General features: G+C 62.3%; 16 protein-coding genes and 1 tRNA gene. 11 read left to right on the top strand and 6 right to left on the bottom strand.

Features of this window, described 5'->3' with window-relative positions; translation table 11 throughout:
* Positions 1–129 precede the first annotated feature (129 nt).
* Complete coding sequence (locus tag H7U20_RS15170; RefSeq protein ID WP_199759989.1) at positions 130–1,029, top strand: DMT family transporter; 900 nt, start codon at positions 130–132, stop codon at positions 1,027–1,029.
* A 40-nt stretch (positions 1,030–1,069) separates the two neighbouring features.
* Here H7U20_RS15170 and trmB read toward each other — a convergent pair whose 3' ends face one another.
* Complete coding sequence (trmB, locus tag H7U20_RS15175) at positions 1,070–1,750, bottom strand: tRNA (guanosine(46)-N7)-methyltransferase TrmB (RefSeq protein ID WP_199759990.1); 681 nt, start codon at positions 1,748–1,750, stop codon at positions 1,070–1,072.
* Positions 1,751–1,900: 150 nt separating this feature from the next.
* Between trmB and H7U20_RS15180 the strand changes: the two genes are divergently transcribed.
* The 6 genes from H7U20_RS15180 to H7U20_RS15205 all read left to right on the top strand — a co-directional run bounded on the left by H7U20_RS15180 (position 1,901) and on the right by H7U20_RS15205 (position 6,740).
* Positions 1,901–2,407, top strand: a complete 507-nt coding sequence (locus H7U20_RS15180; RefSeq protein ID WP_199759991.1) for a hypothetical protein — start codon at positions 1,901–1,903, stop codon at positions 2,405–2,407.
* 63 nt (positions 2,408–2,470) lie between these two features.
* The gene (locus H7U20_RS15185; protein ID WP_199759992.1) at positions 2,471–2,761 is read left to right on the top strand and encodes a CopG family ribbon-helix-helix protein; all 291 of its coding nucleotides are present in this window, start codon (positions 2,471–2,473) and stop codon (positions 2,759–2,761) included.
* A gap of 129 nt (positions 2,762–2,890) precedes the next feature.
* Positions 2,891–3,037 carry a type II toxin-antitoxin system RelE/ParE family toxin gene (locus H7U20_RS30310; protein WP_370593159.1) on the top strand — a complete coding sequence of 49 codons (147 nt, stop codon included), beginning with the start codon at positions 2,891–2,893 and terminating at the stop codon, positions 3,035–3,037.
* 133 nt (positions 3,038–3,170) lie between these two features.
* Positions 3,171–3,638 (top strand): tyrosine-type recombinase/integrase, encoded by a 468-nt coding sequence (locus H7U20_RS15195; protein ID WP_199759993.1) that lies wholly within the window; start codon positions 3,171–3,173, stop codon positions 3,636–3,638.
* A gap of 61 nt (positions 3,639–3,699) precedes the next feature.
* Positions 3,700–4,731, top strand: coding sequence for a DNA cytosine methyltransferase (locus H7U20_RS15200; RefSeq protein WP_199759994.1), 1,032 nt, complete (start codon positions 3,700–3,702; stop codon positions 4,729–4,731).
* A gap of 2 nt (positions 4,732–4,733) precedes the next feature.
* Positions 4,734–6,740, top strand: a complete 2,007-nt coding sequence (locus H7U20_RS15205; protein WP_199759995.1) for a BbrUII/HgiDII family restriction enzyme — start codon at positions 4,734–4,736, stop codon at positions 6,738–6,740.
* 91 nt (positions 6,741–6,831) lie between these two features.
* Here H7U20_RS15205 and H7U20_RS15210 read toward each other — a convergent pair.
* Positions 6,832–6,905, bottom strand: a tRNA-Gly gene (locus H7U20_RS15210).
* A gap of 218 nt (positions 6,906–7,123) precedes the next feature.
* Between H7U20_RS15210 and H7U20_RS15215 the strand changes: the two genes are divergently transcribed.
* Positions 7,124–8,296 (top strand): FAD-dependent monooxygenase, encoded by a 1,173-nt coding sequence (locus H7U20_RS15215; protein ID WP_199759996.1) that lies wholly within the window; start codon positions 7,124–7,126, stop codon positions 8,294–8,296.
* Positions 8,297–8,356: 60 nt separating this feature from the next.
* Here H7U20_RS15215 and H7U20_RS15220 read toward each other — a convergent pair whose 3' ends face one another.
* Together H7U20_RS15220 and H7U20_RS15225 are read right to left on the bottom strand one after the other, a co-directional pair.
* Positions 8,357–8,674, bottom strand: a complete 318-nt coding sequence (locus tag H7U20_RS15220) for a hypothetical protein (protein ID WP_199759997.1) — start codon at positions 8,672–8,674, stop codon at positions 8,357–8,359.
* Between the two features lie 14 nt (positions 8,675–8,688).
* Positions 8,689–9,315 (bottom strand): hypothetical protein, encoded by a 627-nt coding sequence (locus H7U20_RS15225; protein ID WP_199759998.1) that lies wholly within the window; start codon positions 9,313–9,315, stop codon positions 8,689–8,691.
* Between the two features lie 245 nt (positions 9,316–9,560).
* On the opposite strand from H7U20_RS15225, the gene H7U20_RS15230 reads away from it, so the two are divergent.
* The gene (locus H7U20_RS15230; protein WP_199759999.1) at positions 9,561–10,706 is read left to right on the top strand and encodes a flagellin N-terminal helical domain-containing protein; all 1,146 of its coding nucleotides are present in this window, start codon (positions 9,561–9,563) and stop codon (positions 10,704–10,706) included.
* Between the two features lie 16 nt (positions 10,707–10,722).
* On the opposite strand, the gene hpaR is transcribed toward H7U20_RS15230, so the two are convergent.
* Positions 10,723–11,220: a homoprotocatechuate degradation operon regulator HpaR gene (gene hpaR, locus H7U20_RS15235; RefSeq protein WP_199760000.1), complete on the bottom strand. Its 498-nt coding sequence runs from the start codon at positions 11,218–11,220 to the stop codon at positions 10,723–10,725.
* A gap of 127 nt (positions 11,221–11,347) precedes the next feature.
* Here hpaR and H7U20_RS15240 point away from each other — a divergent pair, with 127 nt between their 5' ends.
* Together H7U20_RS15240 and H7U20_RS15245 are read left to right on the top strand one after the other, a co-directional pair.
* Positions 11,348–12,289 (top strand): bestrophin family protein, encoded by a 942-nt coding sequence (locus H7U20_RS15240; RefSeq protein ID WP_199760001.1) that lies wholly within the window; start codon positions 11,348–11,350, stop codon positions 12,287–12,289.
* Positions 12,290–12,387: 98 nt separating this feature from the next.
* Positions 12,388–12,984, top strand: a complete 597-nt coding sequence (locus H7U20_RS15245; RefSeq protein ID WP_199760002.1) for a DUF4865 family protein — start codon at positions 12,388–12,390, stop codon at positions 12,982–12,984.
* Here H7U20_RS15245 and H7U20_RS15250 read toward each other — a convergent pair.
* The gene (locus H7U20_RS15250) at positions 12,981–14,417 is read right to left on the bottom strand and encodes a flagellin N-terminal helical domain-containing protein (protein WP_199760003.1); all 1,437 of its coding nucleotides are present in this window, start codon (positions 14,415–14,417) and stop codon (positions 12,981–12,983) included. The two genes, H7U20_RS15245 and H7U20_RS15250, sit on opposite strands and share 4 nt — an antisense overlap.
* Between the last annotated feature and the right edge of the window lie 239 nt (positions 14,418–14,656).

Below are 14,656 nucleotides of genomic sequence, written 5' to 3' on the forward strand. Positions count from 1 at the left end.
CGCCGGCGGCAAAAAGCGCAAGCCCAGACAAGTGCCGCGATACTGCGCAAGCCCAGACAACTGACACCCGCCGCAGCGTTCCACACTGGTCGCTCCGCTGTCATGCAGCCCGCCCAAGGTGTCAACCCAATGAACGTTTTCCTCTACCTGCTCACCGTGCTAATCTGGGGCACCACCTGGATCGCCATCACCTTCCAGCTCGGCGTGGTGCCGGCCCCGGTGTCGATCGCCTACCGCTTCTGGCTCGCCAGCGCCATGCTGATGGCCTTCCTGCTGCTGCGCCGCCAACCCGTCTGGCCGCCGCGCCAGGCCTGGCGCTATCTGCTGGCGCAGGGCCTGTCCCTGTTCTGCTGTAACTTCCTGTGCTTCTACTACGCCAGCCAGTGGGTGCCCAGCGGCTTGGTCGCCGTGGTGTTCTCCACCGCGCCGCTGTGGAACGCCATCAACGGCCGGCTCTTTCTCGGCCGCGCCATCCGGCCGCAGGTGATGCTGGGCGCCCTGCTGGGATTGGCCGGCATCGTCCTGCTGTTCCTGCCGCAGATGCGCGGCCATTGGCACGACAGCGCCATGCTGCTCGGCCTGGCCCTGGCCCTGCTCGGCACGCTGTGCTTCTCCTGCGGGAATTTGCTGTCGAGCCGCATGCAGGCGCTCGGCCTGACGCCATGGCTGACCAACAGCTGGGCCATGCTGATCGGCGCCAGCATCCTCGGCGTCGCCGCGCTGGCGCTCGGCATGCCGTTCGCGCTGGCGCCGGACACGCGCTATCTGGCCTCGCTGCTGTACCTGGCGATGATCGGATCGGTGGTGGGATTCACTGCGTACTTGATATTGGTGGGACGGATCGGGCCGGACCGGGCGGCCTACTCGACGGTGCTGTTCCCCGTCGTCGCGCTGACCTTGTCGACCATCTACGAGGGCTACCACTGGACGGCGCCGGCCTTCGCCGGCCTGGGCCTGGTGTTGGCGGGGAACCTGCTGGCCTTCCTGCCGCTGGGCGGACGCGCCGCACTCAAACCGGCCACCGCCTGACGCAGTGGTCACGCTGGCGGGGGGCCAGCGTGGAGCAGGCTTACTTCTTGAGGAAGACCAAATCCCAGACGCCGTGGCCCAGCTTGATGCCACGGTTTTCGAACTTGGTCAGCGGACGGTAGGCCGGCTGCGGCGCGTAGCCCTCGACGCTGTTCCGCAGGCCGGCTTCGCCGCCCAGCACTTCCAGCATCTGCTCGGCGTACTCCTGCCAGTCGGTGGCGCAGTGCAGATAGCCGCCCGGCGCCAGCTTCTCGGTCAGCAGCTTGACCAGCGGCGGCTGGATCAGCCGCCGCTTGTTGTGGCGCGCCTTGTGCCACGGGTCGGGGAAGTAGATGTGCACGCCGTCCAGCGAAGCGTCCGGGATCATGTTGTTCAACACCTCGACGGCGTCGTGCTGGATCAGGCGCAGGTTGCTGATGTCCTGCTCGCCGATCTGCTTGAGCAGGCTGCCCACACCCGGCGTGTGCACCTCGACGCCGATGAAGTCCTTCTCCGGCATCGCCTTGGCGATGTGCGAAGTGGTCGCGCCCATGCCGAAGCCGATCTCGAAGATCACCGGCGCCTTGCGGCCGAAGGCCAGCTCGTAGTCGAGCGGCGCCTTCACGTAAGGCAGCATGAACTTCGGCCCCAGCTCCTCCAGCGCGCGCGCCTGGGCGATCGACAGACGGCCGGCGCGCGTGACGAAGCTGCGGATGCGGTGTTCGCTCGGGTCGTATAACATCGGCCGCGCTGGGCCGTTGGCAGGGGTATCAGAAGACATGGGAATATGAGGGGAAACAGACTTGGGACGCTATTATACGTTATGCCGTTTTGCCCGGCCCGGGCGGCCACTTGCGCTAAGATAGCGTCCTTTCGACCTAGCGGACCTGCCATGACCCACCTGATTTCCCTCGCCATCATCGTGCTGACCGGACTGGCGGTGTACGCGATCGTCAGGAGCGGCCCGGCGCGGCCGGCCGCGCCGCCGCCGCGCGCCGGCGGCCCCTACCTGCCGGCCCTGCCCGACACCGCGCCGGCGCGGCACTGGTCCGACGGCCGCCGTTTCCTGGTCGAGGTGAGCAGCGAATCGCGCTACCAGGCGACCATCGGCGAACTGGCCGGCGAACACGGCACGCAGGCCGCCAACGCGCCCCACCAGGCGGTGCTGCTGCCGGACGATCACAACCACTACGAGGACAAGGCGGTGGCGGTGTTCCTGGCCGGCCGCATGGTCGGCTATCTGGCGCCCAAGGACGCGCTGCGCTTCCGCCAGCGCCTGGCCGCCGCCGAGTTGAGCGGCCAGCCGACCAGCTGCGACGCCATGGTGCGCGGCGGCGGCGACTGGCAGGGCAAGCGGCTGGCGTATGTGGTGGTGCTGGATGTGGAGCCGTTCGAATAATCGCAAAAAAGTCACCCACCGTATAATGGGGCGACACCCGCTCCTACCTCCGCGAGGCGCATCATGACAGCCGCATCAACGAAACCCATCGGTATCCAAATCGACCAGGAAACGCACGACCGCGTCAAGCGCTTGGCTCAATTACGCCAGCGCACGCCGCACTGCTTGTTACAAGAAGCGATCGCTCAATACCTCGATCGTGAGGAGCGGCGCGAAGCGGTGCGACAGCAGGCGGTCGGCGCCTGGACGGAATATCAAACGAGCGGCATGCATGTCGACGCAAGCGAGGTGACGGCGTGGCTTGAAACCTGGGGCGAGGAGAATGAACTGCCCGCCCCGACATGTCACAAATAAGATTTGCACCCGCCGCCCTGCGCGATCTTGAGCGGCTGCGCGAATTTCTGCGTGTGAAAAATCCAGCGGCGGCAAAGCGCGGCGGCCGCCATCATCAAAGCGATCCACCTACTCGGCCAGCAGCCACAAATCGGCAGGCCAGTGAAGGAAATGGGCAGCGCATACCGGGAACTCGCCATCGAATTCGGCGGCACCGGCTACATTGCCCTGTATCGCTATGAAGATGACCACGTCACGGTACTCTCGCTGCGCCATCAAAAGGAAGCCGGATACTGAGCTGCTAACGGTCTACCGCGCCGGGCGTGCTAACTCTTTGATTTGATTGGAGCGGGTGAAGGGAATCGAACCCTCGTCGTTACCGATGCGATGTACGCCGCTGTGTACGCACAGGCCAGTGCGCCCCTGCGCAATGGATCTCGCCTACCTCACTGGACAGCGGCCCGCTGATACGCTGCGGATGACCGAGCACGACATCATCGAAGGACACCTCATCGTTACCCAGGCAAAAACGCAGCAGCCTCTGCGGATCGTCATCGCCGGCAAGCTCGCCGAGCTTGTCGAGCGCATCCGCGCGAGGAAGGCGACACACAAGATCGTTACCGGCGCACTGTTGACGAACACGAACGGAAAGCGATTGACGGCGCCGGTGCTGCGCAACCACTTCGACGCGGCCCGCAAGGCTGCTGTCAAGGCGGCGCCATCGTTGAAGGAGGCGATAGAGGGATTCCACTTTTACGACCTACGCGCCAAGGCCGCGGACGACACGAGCGATTTGCGCGGCGATCAGGCGGCGAGCGATCTTCTGGGTCACGACAGCGTCAAGACGACGCAACGCCATTATTTGAGACGTGGCAAGAAGGTAGCGCCCACAAAATAACATAGGGCAAGTTCAGCAGTCTTGCAATGCTATTGTAGAATCATGAACATGGGAGATATACATGCAAATCGAAGCAATTGACTTATTTTGTGGCGCAGGCGGGTTGAGCTACGGCCTAAAGAAGGCAGGCATCAAGGTCAAAGGTGGTGTTGATTTTGATGCACACTGTAAGTACCCGTTCGAAAAGAACATCAAGGGCCAGTTTATCCTCGCTGACATCACTACCGTGACCGCAGCGGACTTGGAAAGAATGTACACTCCGGGCGCATTGCGCCTCTTGGCTGGCTGCGCACCATGCCAGCCATTTTCCACATTGGCTCACGGCAAGGACAATAGCGAAGACGCAAAATGGTCGTTACTTGACGAGTTTTCGCGGCTGATCCGAGAAATTCATCCAGAGTTCGTTTCCATGGAGAATGTACCCCGCGTCGCGAACCATCAGCCATTTAGGGACTTCATCACGACACTGGCAGAGCTGGGCTACCACGTTGACTGGCGCCGTATCCGGTGTGCAGATTTTGGCGTGCCGCAAGAGCGTCGACGTTTTGTACTGGTAGCTTCTCGTTTGGGCGAAATCAAACTGCCGAATTCAAAGCAAAAAGAAATTGATGTTCGTAAGGCAATAGGTCACCTGCCAAAATTGAAGGCCGGAGAAGCTGATGCGGAAGATCCGTTGCATAAGGCTCGCGCCCTCAACGAAATTAATCTAAAGCGGATTCAAGCCTCGACGCAGGGGGGCACTTGGATGGATTGGCCAGAAGAATTGAGGGCGAAATGCCACTCTACAAAGAGCGGCGCTTCTTTTAAGAGTGTATATGCGCGGATGAGCTGGGACAAACCTGCTCCAACCATAACTACGCAATGCTTCAACTTCGGAACGGGTCGCTTTGGCCATCCTGAACAGAATCGAGGAATCACCTTGCGCGAAGCTGCTATTTTGCAGTCTTTTCCAGATAAATATGAATTTATTGAACCCGGTCGCGATGTTCCGTTTAGTATTGTCGGTCGCTTAATAGGTAATGCAGTACCTCCAAAGCTAGGCCAAATGGTTGGCAACGTCTTTAAAGAACATATAAATATAATAGGAGTATGACTGTGGCTGAACTTAAATTCCGCATTGAACTTAATGTCTTAAACCATCTTGGAATTGGACTGTATAGTTCGACCCCAGCAGTTGTTACGGAAATAATATCCAATGCTTGGGATGCGGATGCAAAGGAAGTCAAAATTAAGCTCGAACCAGACAATGACATCATTGAAGTTGAGGATGATGGGCATGGTATGTCTGAAGCTGACGTTATCAACAAGTTTTTAAAAGTGGGTTATAGCCGCCGTACTCGAGAACCAAACGGCCCAATGAGTCGCAGCAATAATCGCCGCGTAATGGGTCGCAAGGGAATCGGTAAACTCGCCATGTTTTCCTTAGCAAACACCATCCAGGTTGTAACCAAGGCCGCAGATAGCCCAGCGGTTGCGTTCAAAATTGATGTTGCAAGGCTGAAGGCGCTGGCGAGCGGCACCGAAGAAGTGCTGGACTATCCAGTTGAGACTATCGCGGTTCCCGCAGACTTTCTCTATGCGCACGGAACTCGCATAACACTCACTCAGCTGAACAGTCGAATCAATAAAACTGAGGCGTTTTTACGCCCTAGACTTGTGAGACGATTTGGCGTTTTTGACGATCAATTTAAGGTGCACCTCAATGGCACGGTGATTGTACGTGGAGATGCTAACTTCTATCCCGACGTGCAGTTCCTATGGTATTTCGACACCACGATGAAAGATATCGTGTCGGCACTCGCAACGAACATCGCAGAAGGCCCAGGGCCAGATGGCAAGCCGGCAAAATATATGCAACCGATCACTTCGCTGATTCCGTCTGACATCCCGGATCTCACGCTTCGAGGTTTTATTGCGACTGTTGACACACCGTCGAAGCTTGGAAGGGGCGATGAGAGTCTGAACAGGATCTCTATATTCGCCAACGGTCGACTTTTTCAAGAAGACATATTGGCAGAGCTGGGCGACGCACGATATTTCAATAGCTATATTGTCGGGGAAGTCTACGCTGACTTTTTGGACAACGACGGAATTGACAGGGCCACAGCCAGCAGAGAATCCATTAAGCACGATGATGAGCGATTCCAAGCATTACGGGTTCATCTGAGCAACTCGTTAAGGCAAATTCGTGACCAGTGGGATGAATGGCGTCGTGCATTGGGATATGTCAAGACAGATTCCCCTAATCCAGCTGTCATTGCTTGGATTGACTCCTTCCGCGATCCTCGCGATAGGAGCGCTGCAAACCGAATAATGACGTCAATCGGCAATCTAGTTGTCTCTAATGATGATACGAAGAACGCCGAAGCGAAGAAAATGCTCTACAAGAGCGCGATCGTAGGGTTCGAGAAACTGCGCAGCCGTCATCAACTAGATGCATTAGAAAAAATTACTGACGTCCTTAGTCCTGAGTTTCAGGCAATATTTAGCAGTTTAGATGATATCGAGGAAAGCTATTATCTCGACATAACTCGGCAACGGCTGGAAATCATCCGAAAATTTTCTGAAGAAATCGTTGATGAAGGCAAGCTAGAAAAAGTTGCCCACCGCTATCTTTTTGATCACCTGTGGTTGCTTGATCCGTCTTGGGATCGAGTCTCTGGTTCTGAGGAGATGGAGCGCACCATGACTACAGAATTAAAGAAAGCTTGCCCAGACACACTGGTTGGCGCTCGCTTGGATATCGCGTACAGAACAACCAGTGGCCGCCATGTAATCATCGAACTGAAGCGTCCAGGCCTGACTGTCCGTGCTGATGAATTGGAGACACAAGGACGAAAGTATGTCGAGGCGATGGAGCAGTTCTACAGAGACCATCCGGACTTCATGAAGTACGGCGGCAGAGTACCGCCGATCGATGTATTTTTCTTAATTTCTACAAATCCGCCAATGTCCGAACGACAGCTTCAGGCTTTCGCCCTGTACAACATGAAAGTGCTGACCTACAAAGGCTTGATTGACTCAGCCAGAGCTACATATCAGAACTACTTCGATGTAAAAGCACAGGTTGGGAAGATTGAAGCAGTTCTCTCGGCGATCTAATTTGCACTTTTAATAAGTGGTCTTTGTGGAGCGCTGCCGACTTTGTTGAGCAGCGCTTTTTCATATCCGCTACATAACTCTTTGATTTGATTGGAGCGGGTGAAGGGAATCGAACCCTCGTCGTAAGCTTGGGAAGCTTCTGCTCTACCATTGAGCTACACCCGCGTGCCTCGCATTCTACGCGGATTTGCACGTTGTTGACAACGTTGCAAAGCGGTTGCGGTGATCGAAAACGTGATACCTTCGTCCGTCCTCCATGGGTGGCGATAGTGGCAGGCCCACAAGGCTCGCTGCTTACGGTATGGCATACAACTACCAGAGTTGGCCGCTATCCGGACGCCATGCCCTTAATCATACTGGTGCATGCCAGACTAGGAAAAAATTTGAACATCGCCATTCTTGGTGCCGGCATCGCCGGCATGAGCTGTGCCATCGCCCTGACCCAGGCCGGACATACCGTCACCGTCTACGAACGCAACACGGACGAGCACGCCGGCGGCGGCATGGTGCTGTGGCCCAATGCCAGCTTCGTGCTCGACCAGCTCGGCCTGTTGCCCGCCGTGGCGGCGGCCGGCGCCTCGCCGCGCGCGATGCGGCGCCTGAGCCGGAACGGCGCCGCGCTCCAGCATCTCGACATCGGCCAGCTGGACCGCGAGATGGGCCATGCCAGTCATGCGATCTTGCGGCGCGATCTGGTCGCCATCCTGGCCGACTGGCTGGCGCGCCACGGCGTGCCGATCCACTACGGCGTCGCCGGGCTGGCGCTGACCACCGGCGCGGACGGCCGCGCCAGCCTGGAGTGCGCCGACCGCGCGCCCATCAGTGCCGATCTGCTGATCGGCGCGGACGGGCGCAACCGCTCCGTGGCCCGGCAATACGTGCTGGGAGAAAACCACCCGCGCTTCCAGGGCTTCGTCAACTGGGTCGGCGCCGTCGAAGTCGACGAGGATCTGGTCGAACAGCCGGGGGTGCAGGACTTCTGGGGCAAGGCCGAGCGCTTTGGCGTGGTGTCCATCACCCCGCGCAAAATATATTGGGCGGCGGCCGTGGCCGCGCCGGCATTGGACCGCCTGCCCGCCTTCGACGAGTTGTACCAGCGCTTCGCCGACTGGCCGGCGCCCATCCCGGCGCTGCTGCGCCAGACCCCGAGGGAGCAGTTGCGCCTGATCGCGGTGCACGACGTCGACCCGGTCGAGCGCTGGCACCGCGCCAATGTCTTGATGCTGGGCGATGCCGCGCACGCCTCGCTCCCCACCTCCGGCCAAGGCGCCTCGCAGGCGCTGGAAGACGCCTGGCATCTGCCGCGCTGCCTGGCGGCCCATGCCGACAATCTCGACCAGGCGCTGGCCGCGTTTACCGCCCTGCGCTCGCCCAAGACCAAGGGACAGACAATGGGCGCGCGGCAATTTGCCAACGATTTGTTCCTCACCGACGAGGCCGAGTGCCAACAGCGCGACGCGCGCGCCGCCCAGGTCGATCCGGCGCAGCAGATCGCAGCCATGGCCAAGGGCTGGGCAAGCGGGCTGCCGATGCGGGACTCGGCAACGCCGGCCTAAGCTAAAAGCTGTCTATTTTCCTTACAGAGTGGGCTCGCCCGATACGTTCATCAGGGCCCGTCAAGACGCATCGATCTCTGTATAGCTTTTGACTGAATCATAAGCATGCTCGGAAATCATTCTGAGAATTTGTGGACTCTCTTTATATTTTTCCGTCAACAGGGGAAGCTGCTGCTTGGCGGGGGCGCAATATTTTTTTATCGCCCTCGTTATTTCCCTGCGCTGACTTTTAGGCAGCTCACTATCCCACTCGCCGGCCATGTGCTCGCACGCCTCGGCATTTTTCACGAAGGTCCGCACGTCTTTTGGCAGCGGGCCAGCCGCTGAAATACTCTGCACGGCAACTACACCAAGCAGAAAAATGGCTTGCCTGATCATGTTCCACTCCTCCTCTAACGGCCGGTTGCAGACCAGTGCGGTTTGTCCTTCGCTCCGCCGATAAATTTCTTCACGCCGTAGCCGGCACCAACGGCTTTTAGCTGGCTGTTCATGCCAGAGCGTGGCGCTGTCTTCACTTCGACGACCTTACCGTCAGCATCCTTGACGGTGACAGTACCCTCCCATGAAATCGACATATCGATTGCCCGTCCCTCATTGTGCAACGAGTGCAAGGCTGGCGCAGTGTTCAAATCGCTCATGTCAAAGGCATCTACCATTTGCTTGGCCGCTTCCCAGGAAGCGATGGGCGTAGGATGAACCCAATTGATATCGACGCCGGGTATGGCAGGCACATTTTCAGGTTTGACGTATTTGTACTTGATTTGCCAGCACCAATGCATCAAATAAGAGCGCTGAACCGGCCGATAGGTGGCGGAAATTCGAACCTTGATACCGGCCTCGCTCATCGCATCGATAAAAGTGTCAACGGCTTGGCGAAATGGGGATGCCAAGTCCTTTGTATTCTTGCTGCCTTTAAACCGTTGCGCCCACTTTGCACCACTTAGTTCGTAGTTACTCTGATCGTCGGTGCGTCTCGTCGCGAGCTTTGCTGTACTCGATTTCTCAATTGTGGTCGTCATATCAGTGAACCTCCAAGATTGCGCATTTGAACAAAAGCTGAGGAAGTTCAAGAGTACGTCCGACGCCGGAGAACGTCATTGATCTAGCATGAGATTGTCGGGCCACAACCTGGCGCGCCATCCGGCGCGAGGTGCCAACAAACCACAGTAAACTATTACTCTCAGTTAACATCTTGTACAATGGATGGTATTCGGCGCCGCCGGCATACAGCCGGCCCCAACCACACCCCGCGTCACGCGCATCCATGCTGAGCCTGCACACCAACACCGCCTCGCTGTCGGCACAATCCTCGCTCAGGCGCACCGAGGGTAGGATGGCGATCGTCATGACGCGGCTGGGCACCGGCTTCCGCGTCAACTCGGCGACCGACGACGCCGCCGGCCTGCAGATCGCCACCCGCCTGCTGGCCCAAAGCCACGGCATGGCGGCGGCGATGGGCAATATCCAAAAATCGCTGTCCATGTTGCAAACCGCCGAGGGCGCGTTGAGCGAAAGCGGCAATATTTTGATCCGCATGAAGGACTTGGCCATCCAGGCCGCCGACGGCTCCGCCACCGACGTCGACCGTGGCGCGCTGCAAGCCGAGTTCACCGCGCTGAGCCACGAGCTGAGCCATGTTTCCAGCGGCACCACCTTCGGCGGCGCCCGCCTGCTGCTGGGCGACACCACGAACGAGAAGGCCAACGTCGTCGCGGCCAACGCGGCGGCGGCGGCCGCCAACGGCGCCGCCGCCGCAGCGCTGGCCACCGCCCAGGCCAACCACGGCGCCGCGCTCGCCGCCGACCAGGCCGGCTCCACCCCGGCGACCCGGGCGGCGCTGGGCGCCGCCGCCGGCGCCGTCACCAACGCCACAGCCAACGCCGCTGTCGCCAGCACGGCCGCCCAGGACGCCCAACAATACGCCACGGCGGTGGCGGCCGTGACGGCGATCGACGGGGTTTTCTCGAAGGCGGTCAATTTCCAGATCGGCGCGTCGGCCGGCGAGGTCATGAACGTCCAGCTGACGGCGCAGTTGGACGGCATGCACACCGCCCTGCACGCCGCCGCCAGCACCTACGACACCTTCGGCATCGATCGGCCGGGCAGCGGCACCGACCTGGTGATCGCCAGCGCGGCCTCGGCCACCATCGGCAAGCTGCAAAGCGCGATCGACGCCGTCGCCGGCGTGCGCGCCGGCGTGGGCGCCATCGCCAACCGCCTGAACCACACCGACAACAATCTGGCCAACATGCGCGCCAACACCACCGTGGCCAGGGGACGCATCATGGACACCGACTTCGCCCAGGAGAGCGCCAACATGATTTCCAACCAGATGTTGATGCAGGCCGGCGGCTCGGTGCTGCGCCAGTCCAACAGCATCTCGTCGATGGTGATGTCGCTGCTCGCCTAGGGCGCCGGCGCCGCCCTCAAGTATTTTTCCGCACGCCGGCCATATCGCCGGCCGCCGGCGCCGGCAACTCCACCGCCGCCAGCGGCAGGCCGGCGGCCCGGTTGAAGTTGTCCAGCGCCGCCAGCAGCTGGGCGAAGGCGTCGCCGCCCCAGGCCTGCTCCATGCGCGCGTACTGCCGGTCGATCAGCGGCCCCATCTGCCCGAGCAGGGCGGCGCCGGCCGGCGCCAGCCGCACCATGACGCGGCGCTGGTCGAGCTCCATGCGCTGGCGCGCCACCATGCCGACCTCCTCCATCCGCGCCAGCACGCCCGACAAGCTGGGCGCCAGCATCTGGCACAGCTCGGCGATCTCGCGCGGCTCCAGCTCGCTATGTTCGTCGAGCACGCGCAGGATGCGGTACTGCTGCTCGGTCACGCCGTAGTGGTGCAGGATGGGGCGGAACTGCGCCATCAAGTTGTCACGCGCCTTCAACAGGCGCTGGGGCAGGTTCGGATAGTGGATCTGGTGCGGCACGCCGCTCTCCCGGTGGCGCCTGTGGGGCCAGGCTGGACCGATTATAAGGCTTGACTCGTTAATATATTAATGATTTAATCGTTCACATATTAACGAATTCCTTGAGGTAAATCATGGTGGGCTCGGTATGATTGTGCGCGACCGCCCGTCAGGCCTACGGCTGTTCCTGCTGCTGCGCGGCTCGGTGCTGCCGCGCATCCTGCCCAGCCTGATCCTCAACACCCTGCTGGCCACCCTGGTCACGCTCAGCCACGGCGACCTGTTCAAGCTGAAGATCACCCTGACCACCATCCCCTTCAGCATGATCGGCCTGCCGCTGGCGATCTTCCTCGGCTTCCGCAACAACGCCGCCTACGAGCGCTACTGGGAGGCGCGCAAGCTGTGGGGCGAGCTGGTGCTGCGCGGACGCAACCTGTCGCGCCAATGCCAAAGCCTGATCGCGGGCGGCCCGCCGGCCCACGCAACGCTCGGCCTGGACGACGTGCGGGTGCGCATGGTCTACCGCAGCATCGCCTACGTCTGCGCGCTGCGCGACCTGCTGCGCGGGCAGGACCGCAGCCACGAGTACCGCGCCTACCTGCGGCCCGCCGAGGCGCTCGCGCTGGCCGGCGCCAGCAACAAGCCGGAGCGCATGATGCAGGCCATGGGCGCCGACCTGCGCCACTGCCTGGAGCAGGGCCGCCTCGATCCCTGCATCGCGCCGGCCATCGACGCCACCCTCTCGGCGATGGTGGCCTCGGCCGCCTCCTGCGAGCGGATCAAGCACACGCCCATCCCCTTCTCCTACACCCTGCTGCTGCACCGCACCGCCTACCTGTACTGCTTCCTGCTGCCGTTCGGCCTGGTCGACAGCATCGGCTTCATGACGCCCTTCGTGGTGGCCATCGTCGCCTACACCTTCTTCGGCCTGGACGCGGTCGGCGACGAGATCGAGGAACCCTTCGGCACCGAGGACAACGACCTGGCGCTCGACGCCATCTGCCGCTCGATCGAGATCGGCCTGCGCGAGAGCCTGGGCGAGACCGAGCTGCCGCCGCAGCTACAGCCGCGCAACTACTGCCTGAGCTGACCGTCCCGCGCGGCGGGATCGTCGCTGCGATATTTTGCGCTGGTCGCGGCGGCCCGGCGGCGCTATCGTCACGCTCTCGATTCCATCTGGGGGCAACCATGATCGCCATGCAATACAGCTTCGTCCTGCCGGCCGACTACGACATGCGGCGCATCGACGCGCGCATCGCCGACAAGGGCCATCTGCTCGACGGCTTTCCCGGCCTGCGGTTCAAGGCCTACCTGAGCGCCGAGCGGGACGACGCCGCGCTGGCCTCGGCCGACAACCTGTACGCGCCGTTCTACCTGTGGGACGGCAGCGAGGGCATGAACGCCTTCCTCGGCGGCGCCGGCTTCGCCGCCGTGACGCAGGCCTTCGGCCGGCCCAGCGTGGCCACCTGGTCGGTCTGGACGGCGGCGCTGGGCGACGACCTGGCGCGGGCCAGCCACGCCACCCGCGAGCTGCTGCCGATCGCCCCGCACACGCCGCTCGATCAGCTGCGCCAACAGGAGGAGGCGGCGGCGCAACAGGCGCTGCAAGGCGCCGACGGCGCCGTGGCCGCGCTGGCCTGCTTCGACCCGAGCAACTGGACGCTGCTGCGCCTGCGCCTGTGGCGCGGGCCGCGCGGCGACGCGGTGGCCGGCCGCCAGCAGTACCGCGTCGGCTATGTCGCGCTGCCACGGCGTCCGGCGGCGGCGGCCGGCGGCGGGGACTAGCGCAGCAGCTGCAAGGCCTGGTTCGGCAGCACGTTGGCCTGGGCCAGCATCGAGGCGCCGGCCTGCTGCAGGATCTGGGCGCGGGTCAGCTGCGCCATCTCGCTGGCGTAGTCGGTGTCGAGGATGCGCGAGCGCGCCGCCGACAGGTTCTCCACCCGGTCGAGCGCGCCGGCGTGCGCCGCGTCCAGGCGGTTCTGCATCGCCCCCAGGCCGGAACGGACCACGCCGATCTCGTCGAGCTTGCCGTCGATGTAGTCCAGCGCGGCGGTGGCGCCGGCGAAGCTGCTCAAGTCGATCGCCGGCTCGCCGCTGGAAGAGGTCGCCTCGATATGCACGGTGGCGCCGTTCGGCGTGGCGCGGACGCTGCCCAGCGCCAGCCCGACCAGGCCGGGATTGCTGCCGCCCACGCTGAGCGAGTGCTGCGCGGTGTCGGCCGTGTCGAGGATGGTGATGCTGCCGCGCGCGGTGCCGGGCGCCACGCCAAGCAGGCCCCAGCCGGCGCCGACCAGGTCGACGTCGCGGCCGTCGGCCGCCGTCAGCGTCAGCGTGCCGCCGTTGACGCCGGCCGTGACCCCGGCGCCGGCGCCGTTGATGGCGTTGGCCGCGCTGAGCGCCAGCGCGCCGGCGTTGGCGCCGTTGATGGCGCCCAGCGCGACGCCGTTGATACTGAGCGTGGCGTTGCCGATGGCGCCGCCGCCGCCGGCCACGCCGACCACGCTGGTGCTGGCGCTGGCGCTGACGCCGGCCACGTTGGCGGCGTTGATGGCGTTCGCCGCCGCGTAGGCGCTGGCCGCCGTCTGGCCCGGCGCCGCGCCGGCCACGGCGGCACCGACCGCCACGCCGTTGAGCAGCAGCGCGCCGGCGCCAAGCGCGCCGGCCACCAGCCCGCTCAGATTCACCTGCAGCAGCGGCACGTCGGCCATGCCGCGGCCGCTGTGGCGCTGCCGCAGCGCGCTGCCGACGTTCAGTTGGATGATGTCGCCGACGTTGGCGCCCACCTGCAACTGGGTGTTCAGGCTGCCGTCGATCAGGTTCATCTGGTTGAAACTGGTGCTGTCATTGATCTGGTAATTGGTCGCCACCAGGGCGTCCACCTCGGTCTGGATCGAGGCGCGGTCCAAGGCGTTATTGCTGCCGTTGGCCGCCTGCACGGCCAGCTCGCGGATACGCTGGAAGTTGTTGATGATCTGGCCCAGCGCGCCCTCGGCCACCTGCACCAGCGAGATGCCGTCGTTGATGTTCCGCGCCGCCTGGTTGCCGCCGCGCACGGCGGCGGTGAAGCGCTCGCTGATCGCCAGGCCGGCCGCATCGTCGCGCGCAGAGTTGATCCGCAGCCCGCTCGATAGCCGCCGCAAACTAACGCTGAGCTCATCACCCGAGCGCTGGTAATGGCGCTGCGCGTTCAGAGACGGGAGATTGGTGTTGATCTGCATGCGGCGGTCGGGTCTGGCACGCTTCCTGTTTGGTCCGGCACGACGGGCGAACGGATGCCCGCTCGTCGTATCTGTAACGGCAGAAAACGGCCAATTCTTTAACCACGGCAACAGAAACGCCGGGCGAACGAGGCATAGTGAGCGCCCACTCCCAACCCAAAGACAGAGGGCCGGGGTCAGCCCCCCGCCTTGGCGCGCGGGGTCCGACCCCAGATTTGTGCCTGTGGGTTTGCTTGATT

The sequence above is a fragment of the Rugamonas violacea genome (assembly GCF_016461825.1).
GTDB lineage: Bacteria > Pseudomonadota > Gammaproteobacteria > Burkholderiales > Burkholderiaceae_D > Rugamonas.